General features: G+C 72.2%; 14 protein-coding genes. 5 read left to right on the plus strand and 9 right to left on the minus strand.

The window, feature by feature from the left end; genetic code table 11:
* Window positions 1–4 precede the first annotated feature (4 nt).
* On the plus strand, window positions 5–853 hold the full coding sequence (locus tag ACFY8U_RS26800) for a PaaX family transcriptional regulator C-terminal domain-containing protein (protein ID WP_389574503.1): 849 nt from the start codon (window positions 5–7) through the stop codon (window positions 851–853).
* A gap of 26 nt (window positions 854–879) precedes the next feature.
* On the opposite strand, the gene ACFY8U_RS26805 is transcribed toward ACFY8U_RS26800, so the two are convergent.
* Window positions 880–3,294 carry a bifunctional salicylyl-CoA 5-hydroxylase/oxidoreductase gene (locus ACFY8U_RS26805; RefSeq protein WP_389574506.1) on the minus strand — a complete coding sequence of 805 codons (2,415 nt, stop codon included), beginning with the start codon at window positions 3,292–3,294 and terminating at the stop codon, window positions 880–882.
* The gene (locus ACFY8U_RS26810; protein ID WP_389574508.1) at window positions 3,279–4,106 is read right to left on the minus strand and encodes an enoyl-CoA hydratase family protein; all 828 of its coding nucleotides are present in this window, start codon (window positions 4,104–4,106) and stop codon (window positions 3,279–3,281) included. Before ACFY8U_RS26810 ends, ACFY8U_RS26805 begins: the two co-directional genes overlap by 16 nt.
* 254 nt (window positions 4,107–4,360) lie before the next feature.
* Here ACFY8U_RS26810 and ACFY8U_RS26815 point away from each other — a divergent pair, with 254 nt between their 5' ends.
* On the plus strand, window positions 4,361–4,801 hold the full coding sequence (locus ACFY8U_RS26815) for an ATP-binding protein (protein WP_389574511.1): 441 nt from the start codon (window positions 4,361–4,363) through the stop codon (window positions 4,799–4,801).
* Here the strand turns inward: ACFY8U_RS26815 and ACFY8U_RS26820 are convergent.
* From ACFY8U_RS26820 to mmuM, 6 genes are all read right to left on the minus strand, one after another.
* Window positions 4,758–6,314: an amino acid permease gene (locus ACFY8U_RS26820; RefSeq protein ID WP_389574514.1), complete on the minus strand. Its 1,557-nt coding sequence runs from the start codon at window positions 6,312–6,314 to the stop codon at window positions 4,758–4,760. The genes ACFY8U_RS26815 and ACFY8U_RS26820 overlap by 44 nt on opposite strands.
* Window positions 6,315–6,480: 166 nt before the next feature.
* Entirely contained in the window at window positions 6,481–7,488 is a 1,008-nt protein-coding gene (argF, locus tag ACFY8U_RS26825; protein WP_389574516.1) for an ornithine carbamoyltransferase, read from the minus strand.
* Window positions 7,489–7,601: 113 nt separating this feature from the next.
* On the minus strand, window positions 7,602–8,834 hold the full coding sequence (locus ACFY8U_RS26830) for an arginine deiminase (protein ID WP_361602048.1): 1,233 nt from the start codon (window positions 8,832–8,834) through the stop codon (window positions 7,602–7,604).
* A gap of 144 nt (window positions 8,835–8,978) precedes the next feature.
* Window positions 8,979–11,567 carry a polynucleotide kinase-phosphatase gene (locus ACFY8U_RS26835; RefSeq protein WP_389574520.1) on the minus strand — a complete coding sequence of 863 codons (2,589 nt, stop codon included), beginning with the start codon at window positions 11,565–11,567 and terminating at the stop codon, window positions 8,979–8,981.
* Complete coding sequence (locus ACFY8U_RS26840; RefSeq protein WP_389574523.1) at window positions 11,564–13,069, minus strand: 3' terminal RNA ribose 2'-O-methyltransferase Hen1; 1,506 nt, start codon at window positions 13,067–13,069, stop codon at window positions 11,564–11,566. Before ACFY8U_RS26840 ends, ACFY8U_RS26835 begins: the two co-directional genes overlap by 4 nt.
* 113 nt (window positions 13,070–13,182) lie before the next feature.
* On the minus strand, window positions 13,183–14,091 hold the full coding sequence (gene mmuM / locus ACFY8U_RS26845) for a homocysteine S-methyltransferase (protein ID WP_389574526.1): 909 nt from the start codon (window positions 14,089–14,091) through the stop codon (window positions 13,183–13,185).
* Between the two features lie 444 nt (window positions 14,092–14,535).
* Between mmuM and ACFY8U_RS26850 the strand changes: the two genes are divergently transcribed.
* From ACFY8U_RS26850 to ACFY8U_RS26860, 3 genes are all read left to right on the plus strand, one after another.
* Window positions 14,536–14,748 carry a hypothetical protein gene (locus ACFY8U_RS26850; protein ID WP_361440874.1) on the plus strand — a complete coding sequence of 71 codons (213 nt, stop codon included), beginning with the start codon at window positions 14,536–14,538 and terminating at the stop codon, window positions 14,746–14,748.
* Between the two features lie 88 nt (window positions 14,749–14,836).
* Window positions 14,837–15,775 carry an LLM class F420-dependent oxidoreductase gene (locus tag ACFY8U_RS26855; protein ID WP_389574529.1) on the plus strand — a complete coding sequence of 313 codons (939 nt, stop codon included), beginning with the start codon at window positions 14,837–14,839 and terminating at the stop codon, window positions 15,773–15,775.
* Between the two features lie 219 nt (window positions 15,776–15,994).
* Window positions 15,995–16,213 (plus strand): hypothetical protein, encoded by a 219-nt coding sequence (locus ACFY8U_RS26860; RefSeq protein WP_389574532.1) that lies wholly within the window; start codon window positions 15,995–15,997, stop codon window positions 16,211–16,213.
* 74 nt (window positions 16,214–16,287) lie between these two features.
* Here the strand turns inward: ACFY8U_RS26860 and ACFY8U_RS26865 are convergent, their stop codons facing one another.
* A complete protein-coding gene (locus ACFY8U_RS26865; protein WP_389574535.1) occupies window positions 16,288–16,782 on the minus strand; it encodes a DUF6099 family protein in 495 nt (164 codons plus the stop codon).
* Window positions 16,783–16,787: the final 5 nt, after the last annotated feature.

Genomic DNA, 16,787 nt, shown 5'->3' on the forward strand with positions numbered 1-16,787 from the left:
TCACGTGGTCGAGCAGCACACCCCCCGTTCCCTGATCGTCTCGCTGTACGGCGCGTACGGCCGCGGCCTCGCGCCGGGCGAGGAGCCGTTGCCGGTGGCCGAGCTCATCCGCCTCCTCGCGGTGCTCGGCGTGGACGCGCCGTCGGTCCGCTCGTCGGTGTCCCGGCTGAAGCGGCGGGGCCTGCTGCTGCCCCGCCGGACGGCGGACGGGGCGGCCGGGTACACCCTGTCGGACGACGCCCGCCAGCTCCTGGAGGACGGCGACCGCCGGATCTACGCCCGTACCCGTCCCGCGCTCTCGGACGGGTGGGTCCTCGCCGTCTTCACCGTTCCCGAGGCCGAGCGCCACAAGCGGCACCTGCTGCGCTCGCGGCTGTCCAGGCTGGGCTTCGGCACGGCGGCCCCGGGGGTCTGGATCGCCCCGGCGCGGCTGTACGAGGAGACCCGCCACACTCTGGAGCGCCTGGAGCTCTCCTCGTACGTGGACCTCTTCCGCGGCGAGCACCTGGGGTACGCGGCCACGGCGGAGGCGGTGGCCCGCTGGTGGGACCTGCCGTCGATCGCGAAGCTGCACGAGGAGTTCCTGGCCGCCCACGAGCCGGTCCTGCGGTCCTGGAAGGCCTCTCCGGGCTCGGCGGAGGACGCCTACCGTGACTATCTGTTCGCCCTGGACTCCTGGCGCCGCCTCCCCTACGCGGACCCGGTCCTCCCGGCCGAACTGCTCCCCCAGGACTGGCCGGGCGCCCGCTCGGCGGCCGTCTTCGCGGAACTGCACGCGTTGCTGCGGGACCGGGGTGCCCGGTTCGCCCAGCCGCAGCCGCAGCCGGAGCCGGACGGCTCCGGGGAGGGCTGAGCGCCTCCCGCCACGCATGCTGGGTGTCAGTTCAGGGTGAGCCGCGGTCTGGGTGCGTCCGTGCGGCCCGTCGGGGGTGTGCGGCTGCCCGCGCGGTACGGGGCCGGCCAGGGTGCCGCCGCGCCCTGGTAGTTCTGCTCGGCCGCCGCGTGCAGGGTCCAGTGCGGGTCGTAGAGGTGCGGGCGGGCGAGGGCGCAGAGGTCGGCCCGGCCCGCCAGGAGGAGGGAGTTGACGTCGTCCCAGGAGGAGATCGCCCCGACCGCGATCACGGGGACCGCGAGCGCGTTGCGGATCCGGTCGGCGTACGGGACCTGGTAGGAGCGGCCGTACTCGGGGCGTTCGTCGGGGACGACCTGGCCGGTGGAGACGTCGAGGGCGTCCGCGCCGTGGGCGACGAAGGCGCGGGCGATCGCGATCGCGTCCTCGACCGTCGTCCCGCCGTCCGCCCAGTCGGTCGCGGAGAGGCGCACGGTCATCGGCCGGTCATCGGGCCACACCTCCCGTACGGCGTCGAAGACTTCGAGCGGGAAGCGCAGCCGGTTCTCCAGCGGGCCGCCGTAGGCGTCGTCACGGTGGTTGGTCAGCGGGGACAGGAAGCCCGAGAGCAGATAGCCGTGGGCGCAGTGCAGTTCGAGGAGGTCGAAGTCGCAGCGGGCTGCGCGCCGGGCGGCGGCGGCGAACTCCTCCCGTACGGCCGTCATGCCCGCCCGGTCCAGGGCGCGCGGGACCTGGTTGACGCCCGGTCGGTACGGCAGCGGTGACGCCGCCGTCAGGGGCCAGTTGCCGTCGGGGAGCGGCTGGTCGATGCCCTCCCACATCCGGCGGGTGGAACCCTTGCGGCCCGAGTGGCCGAGCTGGACGCCGATCGCCGTACCGGGGGCCTGGGCGTGGGTGAAGGCGGTGATCCGGCTCCACGCGTCGGCCTGCTCGTCCGTCCAGAGTCCGGTGCAGCCGGGGGTGATACGCCCCTCGGGGCTCACACAGACCATCTCGGTCATGACGAGTCCGGCGCCGCCTAGCGCCCGCGCGCCGAGGTGGACGAGGTGGTAGTCGCCGGGGAGCCCGTCCTCGGCGACGTACATGTCCATCGGCGAGACCACGACCCGGTTGCGCAGGGTGAGTCCGCGCAGCCGGAAGGGCGTGAACATCGGCGGGGTGCCCGGCGGGCAGCCGAAGTCCCGTTCCACGGAGTCGGTGAACCGTGCGTCGCGCAGGCGCAGGTTGTCGTGGGTGACGCGGCGGCTGCGGGTGAGGAGGTTGAAGGCGAACTGCCGTGGCGGCTGGTGCAGATAGCCCTCCAGCTCCTCGAACCAGCGGAGGCTGGCCGCCGCCGCGCGCTGGGTGGACTCGACGACGGGCCTGCGCTCGGTCTCGTACGCGGCCAGCGCCTCCGCCAGGGTGGGCTGCTCCTCGACGCAGGCGGCGAGCGCGAGGGCGTCCTCGACGGCGAGCTTCGTGCCGGAGCCGATGGAGAAGTGCGCGGTGTGGGCGGCGTCGCCGAGGAGGACGGTGGTGCCGTGGGACCAGCGCTCGTTGACCACCGTACGGAACGCGGTCCAGGTGGACCGGTTGGAGCGCAGGGTCCGGCCGCCGAGCACCTCGGCGAAGATCTTGGCGCAGCGGGCGGTGGACTCGTCCTCGGTCATCTCGTCGAATCCGGCGGCCTGCCAGACCCCTTCGCGCATCTCGACGATGACGGTGGAGGCGTCGGTGGAGAAGGGGTAGCCGTGGAGCTGCATCACGCCGTGCTCGGTCTCGGCGATCTCGAAGCGGAAGGCGTCGAGGGCGAAGTCGGCGGCGAGCCAGATGTAGCGGCAACGGTGGGTGGTGATCCGGGGGCGGAAGACGTCGGCGTGCGCCTCGCGGGTGGCGCTGTGGACGCCGTCGGCGGCGATGACGAGGTCGTGCGTGGTGGCCAGCTCGGCGGCGGGCGGGGCCTCGGTACGGAAGCGGAGCCGTACGCCGAGGTCGGCGCAGCGGGCGTGCAGGATCTCCAGGAGCCGGCGGCGGCCGAGCGCGGCGAAGCCGTGGCCGGAGGAGGTGAGGAGGTGCCCTCGGTGGCCGATGTGGATGTCGTCCCACCGGACGAACTCGTCCTGGAGGGCGCGGTAGACGGCGGGGTCGGCGTGCTCGATGCCGCCGAGGGTCTCGTCGGAGAGGACGACGCCGAAGCCGAAGGTGTCGTCGGGGGCGTTGCGCTCCCAGACGGTCACCTCGCGGGCGGGGTCGAGCCGTTTGAGCAGGGCGGCGGCGTAGAGCCCGCCGGGCCCGCCTCCGACGACGGCGATCCGGAGGGGCGCGCGGGGGCCGCCCGGGGCCGCGTGGGAGGCCGGGGCCTCGGATGGGGCCGGGGCCGCGTGCGGGTCCGGGGCTTCGTACGGGTCGGGAGCGGGGGCCGCGTGCGGATCCGGGGCGGGGGCCATCGTCACCGCCCCCGCCATTTCGGGGGGCGCTTCTCGGTGAAGGCGGCGTGGAACTCGGCGTAGTCCTCGCCGTTCATGAGCAGCGCCTGGGTGGCGGCGTCCAGTTCGACGGAGGCCGCGAGCGGCATGTCCAGCTCGGCGGTGAGCAGGGCCTTGGTCTGGGCGTGGGCGAGGGCCGGTCCGTCGGCCAGGCGGCGGGCGAGCTCGGCGGCGCGGGCGGGGACGTCGCCCTCGTCGGTGAGTTCGCTGATCAGACCGATGCGTTCGGCCTCCGCGGCGCGGACCGGTTCGCCGAGCATGAGGAGCCGGGTCGCGTGGCCGAGGCCGACGACGCGGGGCAGCAGATAGGCCGCGCCCATGTCGCCGCCGGAGAGTCCCACCCGGGTGAAGAGGAACGCGAACCGGGCGCTCGGGTCGGCGATCCGGAAGTCGGCGGCGAGGGCCAGGACCGCCCCCGCGCCGGCCGCGACGCCGTGGACGGCGGCGATCACCGGGAAGGGGCACTCGCGGATCGCCCGGACGACCTGTCCGGTCATCCGGTTGAAGTCGAGCAGCTCGGCCGTGTCCATGGCGAGGGTCGCGCCGATGATCTCGTCGACATCGCCGCCGGAGCAGAAGCCGCGCCCCTCGCCGCCGAGGACGAGGGCGCGGACGGCCCGCTCACGGGAGAGTTCGGCGAGCAGGTCGCGCAGGTCGGCGTAGGCGCCGAAGGTGAGCGCGTTGAGTTTCTCGGGTCGGTCGAGGGTGACGGTGGCGACGCCGTCGTCGACGGTCAGTCGCAGATGCCGCCAGCGCTCGGTGCGGGGTGCGGAGCCGGTAAAGGGGCTCATACGGGACGCCCTCCCTTCCTCCTCCCTTGAGCGTATCACCGTGTTGTGACTGTCGTCACGAGTACGCGATAGCGCGCAGGCGCAGAGCCTTCGGCCGAAGGTCCTCCCGGGCCGGTGCCCCTGGGCCCGGCGACGAAGGAGGGGGTGCCCATGGAGCTCGGCGACGGGCTTCGTAAGGTGGAAAGCAGGACGTCCCGGGACGCGCCCTCCCCCCGCATCCCCACCCCCACAGCCCTCCGCGAACGGACCCCGCCATGGTCGAAGCCACCGACCCCACCCTGTGGCGCATCGAGCTTCCGCACAGCACGGCCGCCGTGCCCATGGCCCGCGCGCTGGTCCGCACGGCGCTCACGAACATCGACGCGCCCGCCGACGGCGACACCGCCGAGCTGCTGACCGCGGAGCTCGTCGCCAACGCCGTGGAGCACACCGCGGGCGACGGTCCGATCGAGCTGGTCGTCGAGGTGCTGCCGGGTGGCTGCCAGGTGGAGGTGCACGACGGGCGGCCCGCCCGCCCCGGCGAGCTGATCGGCCCGGAGCCGGCCGAGGCACCCGACCCCTGGCAGGAGCACGGCCGCGGACTCTTCCTCATCCGCGCGCTCAGCAGCGCCTGCGGCCACCGCCCGACCGCGCGCGGCAAGGCGGTCTGGTTCAGCCTTCCCGCGCTTCCTGCCCAGCGCCGGCCGGCGCACTAGCGGCACTCGCGGAGACGGCCGCGACCGGTACGGCGCCGGCCTGGACCGCGGCACCCGAAGCAGCCGCACCCGAAGCAGCGCCGACCGGCTCAGCGTCGGCCGAGGCCGGGGCGCCGGCGGCGAGGCGCGAGTTGCGGCGCCCGTAGAACGCGTAGACCAGGGCGCCGACGGCCAGGAAGGCCGCGAACTGGACCCATGTCGTCCAGCCCGTGCCCCAGATCAGGTACAGACAGAAGCCGACACCGAGCACCGGGCTCAGCGGATAGAGCGGCACCCGGAAGGAGCGCGACAGCTCCGGGTTCCGGCGGCGCAGGGCGATCACCGCGATGTTGACGACGGCCATGACCGCGAGCGTGCCGATGGTCGTCAGGCCGACCACCACGTCGAGCGAGGAGAACGCGGCCGGGACCGCGAAGACCGCGGCCACGATCCAGGTGTTGGCGACGGGGGTCGCGCTCTTCGGGGAGACCCGCTCGAAGACCCGGGGGACGAGACCGTCACGGGACATGGACATCGGGACGCGGGTCTGCCCGTACATCACCGCGAGAACGACGGACGCGATCGCGACGACCGCGCCGAAGGCGATGATCCCGCCGCCGATCGTCGATCCGGTGACCTGGTCGACGACGAGCGAGAGCGCGGCCGGCCGCCCGGCGACGTCGTCGGCGCCCAGTGCCCCGATGGCCGAGAGGGCCACCGCGCCGTAGAGCAGCGTGACGACACCGAGGCAGATGAGGATCGCGATCGGGATGTTGCGGCGGGGGTTCTTGACCTCCTCGCCGGCGGTGGTGATCGCGTCGAAGCCGATGTACGAGAAGAACGCCAGGGAGGCCCCCGCGGTGATCCCGGCGGCGCCGTGCCCCGCGAACGGCGAGAGGTTGCCGTCCTTGAAGGCGGTGAAGCCGACCGCGCAGAAGAGGATCAGGATCCCGATCTTGAGGACGGCCATGGCGGCCGTCGCCCGGGCGCTCTCCCGGACGCCGCGCACCAGCAGGACGGCGGCCAGCGCGATGACGATCACCGCGGGCAGGTTGATCATGCCGCCGTCGCCGGGCCCGGCGGAGAGCACGTCGGGCAGCCGCAGGCCGACGAGGCTGTCGAGCAGCTCGTTCAGGTACTGGCTCCAGCCGACCGCGACCGCAGAGACCGACACGCCGTACTCCAGGAGCAGGCACCAGCCGACGAGGAAGGCGACCCGCTCGCCGAGGCTCGCGTACGCGAACGAGTACGAGGAGCCGGACACGGGGATCGCGCCGCCCAGCTCCGCGAAGGAGAAGGCGGTGAAGACGCAGGTGATCGCGGCCAGGACGAAGGAGACGACGACGGCAGGGCCCGCCTCGGCGACGCTGTCGGAGAGCCCGACGAAGATGCCGGTGCCCACGATGGCGCCGACGCCGAAGCACACGAGCTGGAAGAGGCCCATGGTGCGCTTGAGGCCGTGGCCTTCGAGGTCCGCGCCGGATTCGGCGATGAGCTGCTGGGGGGATTTGATCCGCGGCGCGGACGGGGACATGCGGGGGTTCTCATCTCTGGTCGAGCGGGGCGCACCGGGCGTGGACGCACGGGTGAGGACGCACGGGTCCGGACGCGCGAGTGGGGTCCGAGCGTGCGAGCTCGAACCCCACCATTCGATCCGATGGTAACCACGGGAGCGCATATACCCCCAATCGGGCGTATCGCTATTCGACGCCGGCCATGGTGGCGACGAGGACCGCCTTGATGGTGTGCATACGGTTCTCGGCCTCGTCGAAGACGACGGAGTGCTCGGACTCGAAGACCTCGTCGGATACCTCCAGCTCGGTCAGACCGTGCCGGGCGTGGATGTCCCGGCCGACGGCCGTGCCGAGGTCGTGGAAGGCCGGCAGGCAGTGCAGGAACTTCACCCCGGGGTTGCCGGTCGCGCGCAGGACGTCCATGGTCACGGCGTACGGCACGAGGTCGGCGATCCGCTCGTCCCAGATCTCCTTGGGTTCACCCATGGAGACCCAGACGTCGGTGGCGACGAAGTCCGCGCCCAGGACGCCTTCGGCGACGTCCTCGGTGAGGGTGATCGTCGCGCCGCTCGTCTCCGCGAGCGCGCGCGCCGAGGTGACGATCTCCTCGCCGGGCCAGTACGCCTCGGGTGCCACGATCCGGACGTCCATGCCGAGCAGCGCCCCGGTGACCAGGTAGGAGTTGCCCATGTTGAACCGGGCGTCGCCGAGGTAGGCGAAGGTCACCGCGTCGAGCGGCTTGTCCGTGTGCTCGGTCATGGTGAGCACGTCGGCGAGCATCTGGGTGGGGTGCCAGTCGTCCGTCAGACCGTTGAACACGGGCACGCCCGCGTGCGTGGCGAAGTCCTCGACCTTCGAGTGGCTGTCGCCGCGGTACTCGATGGCGTCGAACATCCGGCCGAGGACGCGGGCCGTGTCCTTCACGGACTCCTTGTGGCCGATCTGCGAGCCGGACGGGTCCAGGTAGGTGGTGGAGGCGCCCTGGTCGGCGGCGGCGACCTCGAAGGCGCAGCGCGTCCGCGTCGAGGTCTTCTCGAAGATCAGGGCGATGTTCCTGCCCCGGAGCCGCTGGACCTCGGCGCCCGCCTTCTTGGCCGCCTTCAGCTCGGCGGCCAGGTCGATCAGGCCTCGGAACTCCTCGGCGGTGAAGTCCAGCTCCTTGAGGAAGTGGCGGCCGATGAGGTCGGTGGCCATGGGGCACTCCTGGGTACGGTCGGGTACGGCGAACATGTCAGCGACTGGAAGTCTATACGTCAATCAGTATGGCTATACAGAGAGGCTGCACACTCGCCGTCCCGATCCGTTCCTCACACGGCGTCGCGCTCCACCGGGCAGCTCATACAGCGCGGGCCGCCCCTCCCCCTTCCCAGCTCGCTGCCCGGGATCTCGATCACCTCGATGCCCTGCTTGCGCAGATGGGTGTTGGTCGTCGCGTTCCGCTCGTACGCGACGACCACGCCGGGCTCGACGGCGAGGACGTTGCAGCCGTCGTCCCACTGCTCGCGCTCCGCCGCGTGGACGTCCTGCGTGGCCGTGAGGACGCGGATGTCCTGGAGGCCGAGCGCGGCGGCGATCGCACTGTGCATGTGCTCGGGCGGATGATCGGTGACGCGCAGCGACTGGCCCTCGTCGCCCGGTTCGATCGTGTACGAGCGGAGCATGCCCAGGCCCGCGTACTGCGTGAAGGTGTCGTGGTCGACCATCGTCATCACCGTGTCGAGGTGCATGAACGCGCGCCGCTTCGGCATGTCCAGGGCGATGATCGTCCGGGCCGAGCCGGCCGCGAACATCCCGCGGGCCAGCATTTCCACCGCCTGCGGGGTGGTCCGCTCGCTCATCCCGATCAGGACGGCTCCGTTGCCGATCACGAGAACGTCGCCGCCCTCGATCGTGGACGGGTAGTCGGCCTGGCCCTCGGACCAGAGGTGGAAGTTCCCCGCCTCGGAGCCGGTGAAGAGCGGATGGTGCTTGTAGATCGCCTCGAAGTGGACCGTCTCGCGCTGGCGGGCGGGCCAGCGCATCGCGTTGATGGAGACGCCGTCGTAGATCCAGGCGGAGGTGTCCCGCGTGAAGATGTGGTTCGGCAGCGGCCTGAGGACGAAGTCGTCCAGGTCCATGACATGGAACCGGACCGAGGTCGGCTCGCGGTGCTCGGCCAGGAACTCGCGCTTCGTCATCCCCCCGACCAGCGCCTCGACGAGCGAGGACGCGTCCAGGGAGTCGAAGGCCGCGCGGAGGTGGTCGGCGGCGAGCGGACCGTACTCCTTCTCGTCGAAGACCCGGTCGAGCACGAGCTTGCGGGCGGCGGGCAGTTCGAGGGTCTCGCTCAGGAGGTCCCCGAAGAGATGGACCGCGACGCCCCGGTCGCGCAGGACGTCCGCGAAGCCGTCGTGCTCCTGCCTGGCGCGGCGGACCCAGAGCACGTCGTCGAAGAGGAGAGCGTCCTTGTTGGAGGGTGTCAGCCGCTTCAGCTCCAGATCGGGCCGGTGCAGTATGACGCGGCGGAGCCGCCCGGTCTCGGAATCGACATGGAATCCCATGCGCCCATCCTGACGGAGCCGGGCGGCTCGCGCGTGCTTCTCCCCTCACGTCACGTCAGGTCACCTCAGGTCATGTCACCGGGTACGCGACGACGAGGGCGAGGAGGGTCACGAACGCCCCCCTGCGCCCCCGTGGGATCACGGTCAGAGACGCGGATCCACCGGCTCGGACTCCAGTGCGAGCACCGCGAACACGGCCTCGTGCACCCGCCAGAGCGGCTCGCCCCCCGCGAGCCGGTCCAGCGCCTCCAGGCCGAGCGCGTACTCGCGCAGAGCGAGCGAACGCTTGTGACCGAGGAAGCGGTTCCGCAGTCGCTCCAGGTTCTCCGGGCGGGTGTACTCCGGGCCGTAGATGATCCGCAGGTACTCGCGTCCGCGGACCTTCACGCCCGGCTGGACGAGCCGGCCGCCCGCGCCGCGTACGAACGCGGCGAGCGGCTTCACGACCATGCCTTCGCCGCCGGCCGCCGTCATCTCCAGCCACCAGTCGACACCTGCCCGGACCGACGCTTCGTCGCCGGTGTCGACCACGAGCCGCCGGGTGGCCTGGAGCAGACCGGTCGGGTCGGAGTCGGTCATCCGGTCGAGCCACCCGAGCTGCTCGTCGTGCGGTACGGCCGCGAGCGAGCGCCCCCGTGCGGCGAGGATCTGGAACGGTGCGAAGCGCACGCCCTCGAGACCCTGTGTCGGCCAGCAGTACCGGCGGTACGCCTCGGTGAACGCCTCGGCGTCCGCCGCCCGTTCGCGCTGCTTGGCGAGAAGCGCGTCCACCCCGCTCACGCCCCGCGCCACCGCCTGCTCCAGTGCGCCGAGCGCGCCGGGGAAGACGGCGCCGGAGGCCGCGCCGACCGCCGCGTACTGCGAGCGCAGCAGCCCAGCCGACTTCAGCGACCACGGCATCAGTTCGCCGTCGAGCAGCAGCCAGTCACCCGCGCCGGAGGCGCTGTCGGATGCCGCGAGCTCGTCCCAGAGCCCGGCGGCGGTGACCGCCGAACGCAGCCGCTCCAGGACCTGCTCGGTGACCTCCGGGTCGTCGAAGAAGGGCCGTCCGGTACGGGTGTGCAGGGCGCCGGTCACTCCGGTGGCCCCGAACCGCTCGCGCGCCGCTTCCTCGTCCCGGCAGACCAGGGCGACGGCCCGCGAGCCCATGTGCTTCTCCTCGCACACGACCCGCTCGACACCGTCCGCCCTGTACTGGGCGAACGCCTCGGCCGGGTGCTCCAGGTAGCCGTCCTCCTTCGAGGTGGCCGTGGGCGCCATGGTCGGCGGCAGGTAGGCGAGCAGCCGGGGGTCGACCGCGAAGCGGCTCATGACCTCCAGGGCCGCCGCCGCGTTCTCCTCCCGTACCGAGACGTTGCCCATGTGCCGGGTCTCCACGATCCGGCGTCCGTGCACGTCGGCGAGGTCGAGCGGGCGCCCCTCGTGGCCGCCGGGCGCCTCGGTCGCGAGCGGCCGGGCCGGCTCGTACCAGACCTTCTCCGCCGGTACGTCGACGAGTTCGCGCTCCGGCCAGCGCAGCGCGGTCATCCTGCCGCCGAAGACGGCGCCGGTGTCCAGGCAGATCGTGTTGTTGACCCACGAGGTGTTCGGGACGGGCGTGTGACCGTAGACGACGGTGGCCCGGCCGCGGTACTCCTCGGCCCAGGGGTAGCGCACCGGCAGGCCGAACTCGTCGGTCTCGCCCGTCGTGTCCCCGTACAGGGCGTGCGAGCGCACCCGGCCGGAGGTCCGGCCGTGGTACTTCTCCGGCAGACCGGCGTGACAGACGACGAGCTTGCCCTCGTCGAGGACGTAGTGGCTGACGAGCCCGTCGATGAACGCGCCCACCTCGGCGCGGAACTCCTCGCTCTCCTGCCCCAGCTGCTCGATGGTCTCGGCGAGGCCGTGGGTCTCCTGGACCTTGCGGCCCTTGAGCCAGCGGCCGAGCTTGTTCTCGTGGTTCCCGGGCACGCAGAGCGCGTCCCCGGCCGCGACCATCCCCATCACCCGGCGCAGGACGCCCGGGCTGTCGGGTCCGCGGTCGACGAGGTCGCCGACGAAGACGGCCGTGCGCCCTTCGGGGTGGTGACCGTCGACGTAACCGAGCCGGGCGAGCAGGGTCTCCAGCTCGGAGCGGCAGCCGTGGATGTCGCCGATGATGTCGAAGGGGCCGGTGAGGTGGCGAAGGTCGTTGAACCGCTTCTCCAGGACGACCTCGGCCGCCTCCACCTCCTCGACGCTGCGCAGGACGTGCACCTTGCGGAAGCCCTCGCGCTCCAGTCCGCGCAGTGAGCGGCGCAGCTCGCGGCGGTGGCGCTGGATCACGTGGCGCGGCATGTCCGCGCGGTCGGGGCGGGCCGCGTTCCGTGCCTGGCAGACCTCCTCGGGGAGGTCGAGGACGATCGCGATCGGCAGCACGTCGTACTGCCGGGCCAGCTGCACCAGCTGACGCCGGGCCTCCTGCTGGACGTTGGTGGCGTCGACGACGGTCAGCCGTCCCGCCTCCAGGCGCTTGCCCGCGATGTAGTGCAGGACGTCGAAGGCGTCCTTGCTGGCGCTCTGGTCGTTCTCGTCGTCGGCGACCAGACCGCGGCAGAAGTCGGAGGAGATGACCTCGGTGGGCTTGAAGTGGCGGCGCGCGAAGGTGGACTTGCCGGAGCCGCTCGCCCCGATCAGGACCACGAGGGACAGGTCGGTGACGGGCAGCCTGCGGCTGCCGGTGGTGGCGGTGGTCTCGGTGATCTCGGTGGTCATGCCTGCTCCTCCTTCGGGACGGTCGCGGTGGTCGGGGTGGTCGCGGGGGCTGTGGTGATGTCGGTGTTCTGGGTGAAGACGGCCATCTGCGTGGGCGGGCCGACCTCGGGGTCGTCCGGGCCGACGGGGGTGAACCCGACGACGTATCCGTACTGTCCGGCGACGCGCTCCGCCCAGGTGCGGAACTCCTCGCGGGTCCACTCGAAGCGGTGGTCGCCGTGCCGGACGTGCCCGGCCGGGAGGGACTCCCAGCGGACGTTGTACTCCACGTTCGGGGTGGTCACGAGGACCGTACGGGGGCGGGCCGAACCGAACACGGCGTACTCGAGCGCGGGCAGCCGCGGCAGGTCCAGGTGCTCGATGACCTCGCTCAGGACCGCCGCGTCGTAGCCGGTCAGACGCTTGTCGGTGTACGCGAGCGAGCCCTGGATCAGCTTCACGCGGCCGGCCTGGCGCTCGCCGAGCCGCTCCAGGCGCAGCCGTCGCCCGGCGATGGTCAGGGCCCGTACGGACACGTCGACACCGACGATGTCGGTGAAGCGCACGTCCTTGAGCAGCGCCTGCACCAACTGGCCCTGTCCGCAGCCGAGATCGAGCACACGGCTCGCGTCGGCGGCGCGCAGGGCGGCGAGGATGGCCTCGCGGCGCTGCTCGGCGAGCGGTACCGGCTTCTCCTCCGTGTCGCTCGTCTCGTCGACCGCGTTGTCGACGTCCTCGACGTCCAGGCCGTCGGACTCGGCGAGACGCACCAGCTCCAATCGCTCCATGGCGTCGCGGGTCAGGCCCCAGCGGCGGGAGAGGTAGCGGCTGGTGATGAGCTTCTGCTCGGGGTGCTCGGCGAGCCAGCCGTCACCGGCGCGCAGCAGCTTGTCGACCTCGTCGGGCGCGACCCAGTAGTGCTTGGCGTCGTCGAGGACGGGCAGCAGGACGTACAGCTGGTTGAGCGCGTCGGCGAGCCGCAGCTCCCCTTCGAGGACGAGGCGTACGTAGCGCGAGTCGCCCCACTCCGGGAACGAGGTGTCCAGGGCCACCGGCTCGGCGTCGACCGTGTCCCAGCCCAGCGGACCGAACAGCTTGCGCACCAGCTCGGCACCGCCGCGCGCCGGGAGCGCGGGGACCTCGATGCGCAGCGGCAGGGGCGCGGCGGCGCGCTCGGGCATCGCCTTGCAGGCGCCGCGCAGGGCGCTCTTGAAGACGGTGGAGAGCGCGACGGCGAGCAGCGAGGACGCGGCGTACGGCCGGTCGTTCACGTACTGCGCGAGCGCGGAGTCGGGGGCGCCGCCCCTGCCCTTGCCCTTGCCGCGCCGCACCAGACCGATGGGGTCCACCTCGAGGAGGAGCGCGGCCGTGCACCGCTCGGCGGTCGCCTCGGGGTAGAGGACGTGCGCCGTGCCGTGCGAGGTCGAGAACGTCTGCGCGTTGTCGGGATGCTTGTGCAGCAGAAAGCCCAGATCGGTCGCGGGACGTTCGGGGGTGCCGGTGGTGCTGATCGTCAGGAACACAGGTCCGAGTATGGTCCCCGATCCCTGCGCCGACCAGGCATTTTCGGCTGTCGCCGGCGCTGGACGCCGACGGCGCCTCCCGGTCGGTGCGCAGGCGGCGGGCGTGGCGGGCGTCAGGGTGCCGGCGACACGGCGGCGGCCAGTGCGGCGATCCGGTCGGGGCCCACCCGGCAGCAGCCGCCCAGCAGACGCGCGCCAGCCGTCGGCCAGTCCCGCATCCGCTCCGGGTCGAAGGCCCCGGCGCCGCGCCAGGACCGGGCGGCCGCGTCCCACTCCTCGCCGCTGTTGGGGTAGACGACGACCGGCTTTCCGGTGGCCGCCGCCGCGATCTCCACGGCCCGCGCGGCGTCGTCCGGTTCGCAGCAGTTGACCCCGACCGCGATCACCTGGTCGTTCCCCACCGCGAGCCCGAACGCCTCCGTCAGCTCCTGCCCGGCGCGCGTCCGCTCGCCCTCGATCGTGTACGAGAGCCAGACCGGCACCGCGCACCCCTCGGCCGCCCGCAGCAGCGCCTCGGCCTCGACGGCGTCCGGCACCGTCTCCAGCGCCAGCACATCCGGAGCGGCCGCCGCGAGCGCCTCGATCCGGGGCCGGTGGAACCGCTCCAGTTGGCGCACGCTCAGCCCGTACCGCCCGCGGTACTCACTGCCGTCGGCGAGCATCGCCCCGTACGGTCCGACCGACCCGGCAACCCAGACCGGCTCCGCTGCCCCCTCCCCGGCCGCCCGCGCCAGCTCCACGCTCCGCGCGAGCAGCCGCGCCGCCTCGGCACTTCCGACCCCGCGCCGCGCGAAGCCCTCGAACGTGGCCTGATAGCTCCCGGTGATCAGCACCCGGGCCCCCGCCCGTACATACGCCGTGTGCGCCGCCTCGATCTGCTCGGGACCATCGACGAGCAGCCGCGCCGACCACAGCTCGTCCCGCAGATCGCACCCCTGCGCCTCCAACTGGTTGGAGAGCCCGCCATCGAGGACGAGCACCTCGTCGGCAAGCGCCTCGGCAAGCGTACGGACGGGCCTCATCGACACGCCTCCGTTCGGTCGGGCGGGACTGGACCTGGCCGGAGATCGACTCCAGGTGGTCCAGGATCGGCGACAGCGAGGCAAGCGGCAACAGATGCCGGGGCGCGGCGCCGAAGGACTCTCCGCCTCAGGACTCGGGACACCCCACCGCCACGAGACCGTGCCGTGGGGACGGCAAGGCAGCGCCTCCCCACCGCTCCAGCACCCAGGGCACCCCGCGCCCTCAACTACGGTCTCTTGCACCGGCATTGGCCCGCCGGTAAAGTTGCCGCGTTGTTCCTCTGCCCACTCGGAGGTCTTGTGTCTGGTTCGCACTCCGCGCGCCTACAGCCGATCGGCTGTGGGGGAGCTCCCTAGCTCCTGCGCGACTCGCTGGATGACTCCTCACTCAGGTGAGGTGTGTCCGGATCCAGCGTGCCTGCGAACACACAACGGAGGAACACAGTGACCACCAATCAGCAGCATGTCTGCGCCCACCCTGGTCGTGACCTGACGATCGTCGCCCTGTGCGCCGCTCTTGCGTCGCTCGTGGCCGTCATCGTCGTCATGACCTTCAAGGGTTCCCCGCTCGACGCCTTCAAGGCCGGCGGCGGCGTGCTGCTCGCCGTCTTCGTCGGCGGCCTGGCCGTGCTCCAGTATCTGAAGCGCACCAACTAGCGACGCCTGAAGGGGCGGCCTCCTTGAGGCCGCCCCTTGGACCGTGGTGCATCTTGGTCCCCGATCCGCAGCCGGGCATGATTGCCGTATGGATCTTCGCGTCTTCACAGAACCACAGCAGGGTGCGACCTACGAGACGCTCCTCCGCGTCGCAAGGGCCGCCGAAGACCTCGATTACGGAGCCTTCTTCCGCTCCGACCACTACTTGCACATGGGGTCCGTCGATGGGCTCCCGGGGCCTACGGACGCCTGGATCACGCTCGCGGGACTCGCGCGGGAGACCACGAGGATCCGGCTCGGCACGCTGATGACCGCAGGAACCTTCCGCCTCCCCGGCGTCCTGGCCATCCAAGTGGCCCAGGTGGACCAGATGTCGGGTGGACGCGTCGAGCTGGGTCTCGGCTCCGGCTGGTACGAGGACGAGCACAGGGCGTACGGCATCCCGTTCCCGAAGGAGAAGTTCGGGCGGCTGGAGGAGCAGCTCGCCGTCGTCACGGGGCTCTGGGACACTCCCGTCGGGGAGCGTTTCGACTTCGACGGGAAGTTCTACCAGCTCCAGGACTCCCCCGCGCTCCCCAAGCCGGCACAGGCCAAGGTCCCCCTCCTCGTCGGTGGTCACGGCGCCAAGCGGACGCCGGCCCTCGCCGCGCAGTATGCCGACGAGTTCAACATCCCGTTCGCCTCCGTCGCGGATACCGATGCGCAGTTCAAGCGTGTGCGTGAGGCCGCCGAGCAGCGGGGCCGGAAGGCCGGCGACCTTGTCTACTCCAACGCCCTCGTCGTGTGCGTCGGAAAGACGGACGCCGAGGTCAAGCGCCGCGCCGACGTCATCGGCCGTGATGTGGACGAGCTGAAGGCCAACGGGCTGGCCGGATCGCCCGCGGAAGTCGTCGAGAAGCTGGGGCGCTATCAGGCCGTGGGCTCACAGCGCGTCTATCTCCAGCTCCTCGACCTCGAAGACCTGGACCACCTGGAGCTGATCGCCTCGGACGTCATGCCGCACGTCGCCCGGACCGCCGGGCGGTAGTCAACCTCTCCGTCAGCCCCACGGGCGGCGCGTCTCGGTCGGGTGAATATCCGGCCCTCCGGCGGGGCGCTGACCGCTGGGCCAGTGACCGGGGACCGGCATCGTCGTTGGCTCGGGCGGAGCCGGACCGCCCGGCCCGCGTGCCGGCGGCCCCTGCCGGTGCGTCGTTCTCACGTGTGGCCCTCCCCCATGGGAAGGGTCTGGGCCGAGGAGGCCGCCATGTCCCAGGAAGCCGCGTCCCAAAGGGCGCTGCCCGAGCAGCCGGTACAGCAGTCCGTGCCCGAACAGAAGGGCTCCGGCGCCCCCCAGGGCCTGCTGCAGCAGATGGAGGAGCTGATGGCGGCGCTCAACGCCGACCTGTCGCAGCTCGACGCCGACCTTCAGTCCTCCGCGGACCGCCAGGAGCCCCCTGCCTGGGAGGCACCCCGCGGGGACTGACGGCGCGCCGCCCGCCCTCCGGCGATCTCCCTGACGGCCGCCGCCCTCCCCACGGCCGTTCCCGCGGGCGCCGTTCATCGCGGCGCCGCCGGACCTGCCCGGCCCCGGGCGGCATCGGGCGGCCGGTCCCGTTCCCGGATCGCGAGTCGGCGCAGCATCCCGCGCACCCGGTCGTTCGACTCGTCGGCGGCGTCGATGGCCTCGATGCACTGCCAGTACAACCCCTCCTCGTCGGTCGCGCAGGCCACCCCGACCAGGGCGATGCCCACTTCTCCCAGGAGCGCGCCGAGCGCGGTCAACGCCACGCGCGCGTTGGCCACTTCGGTCAGCTGGGCGGCTCTCGGTCCGCCCGTCCTCAGCACCGGGTGGTCGGCCGCCCCGCGCCCGCCGCAGATCTCGCTCAGCCCCCGCGCCTCGCTCCGCAGTTCCTGCGGTCCGCAGAGCGCGAGATGACTTCCTATCGCCTGCGCGAGGGCCTGGGCCTGCCAGGCCTCCGCCACGATGTCCAGCGCCGTCCGGCTCTCCGCCAGCGCGTTCCGGCCCGTCGCGATCAGTCGCTCCGCTTCCATGTACG

The sequence above is a fragment of the Streptomyces sp. NPDC012508 genome, assembly GCF_042902595.1.
Lineage (GTDB): Bacteria > Actinomycetota > Actinomycetes > Streptomycetales > Streptomycetaceae > Streptomyces.

Coding starts and splice junctions, on each gene's coding strand:
- ACFY8U_RS26805 (WP_389574506.1), bottom strand. CDS start 3,294: ATGGCGGGGGCGGTGACGATGGCCCCCGCCCCGGATCCGCACGCGGCC.
- ACFY8U_RS26810 (WP_389574508.1), bottom strand. CDS start 4,106: ATGAGCCCCTTTACCGGCTCCGCACCCCGCACCGAGCGCTGGCGGCAT.
- ACFY8U_RS26815 (WP_389574511.1), top strand. CDS start 4,361: ATGGTCGAAGCCACCGACCCCACCCTGTGGCGCATCGAGCTTCCGCAC.
- ACFY8U_RS26820 (WP_389574514.1), bottom strand. CDS start 6,314: ATGTCCCCGTCCGCGCCGCGGATCAAATCCCCCCAGCAGCTCATCGCC.
- argF (WP_389574516.1), bottom strand. CDS start 7,488: ATGGCCACCGACCTCATCGGCCGCCACTTCCTCAAGGAGCTGGACTTC.
- ACFY8U_RS26830 (WP_361602048.1), bottom strand. CDS start 8,834: ATGGGATTCCATGTCGATTCCGAGACCGGGCGGCTCCGCCGCGTCATA.
- ACFY8U_RS26835 (WP_389574520.1), bottom strand. CDS start 11,567: ATGACCACCGAGATCACCGAGACCACCGCCACCACCGGCAGCCGCAGG.
- mmuM (WP_389574526.1), bottom strand. CDS start 14,091: ATGAGGCCCGTCCGTACGCTTGCCGAGGCGCTTGCCGACGAGGTGCTC.
- ACFY8U_RS26855 (WP_389574529.1), top strand. CDS start 14,837: ATGGATCTTCGCGTCTTCACAGAACCACAGCAGGGTGCGACCTACGAG.
- ACFY8U_RS26860 (WP_389574532.1), top strand. CDS start 15,995: ATGTCCCAGGAAGCCGCGTCCCAAAGGGCGCTGCCCGAGCAGCCGGTA.
- ACFY8U_RS26865 (WP_389574535.1), bottom strand. CDS start 16,782: ATGGAAGCGGAGCGACTGATCGCGACGGGCCGGAACGCGCTGGCGGAG.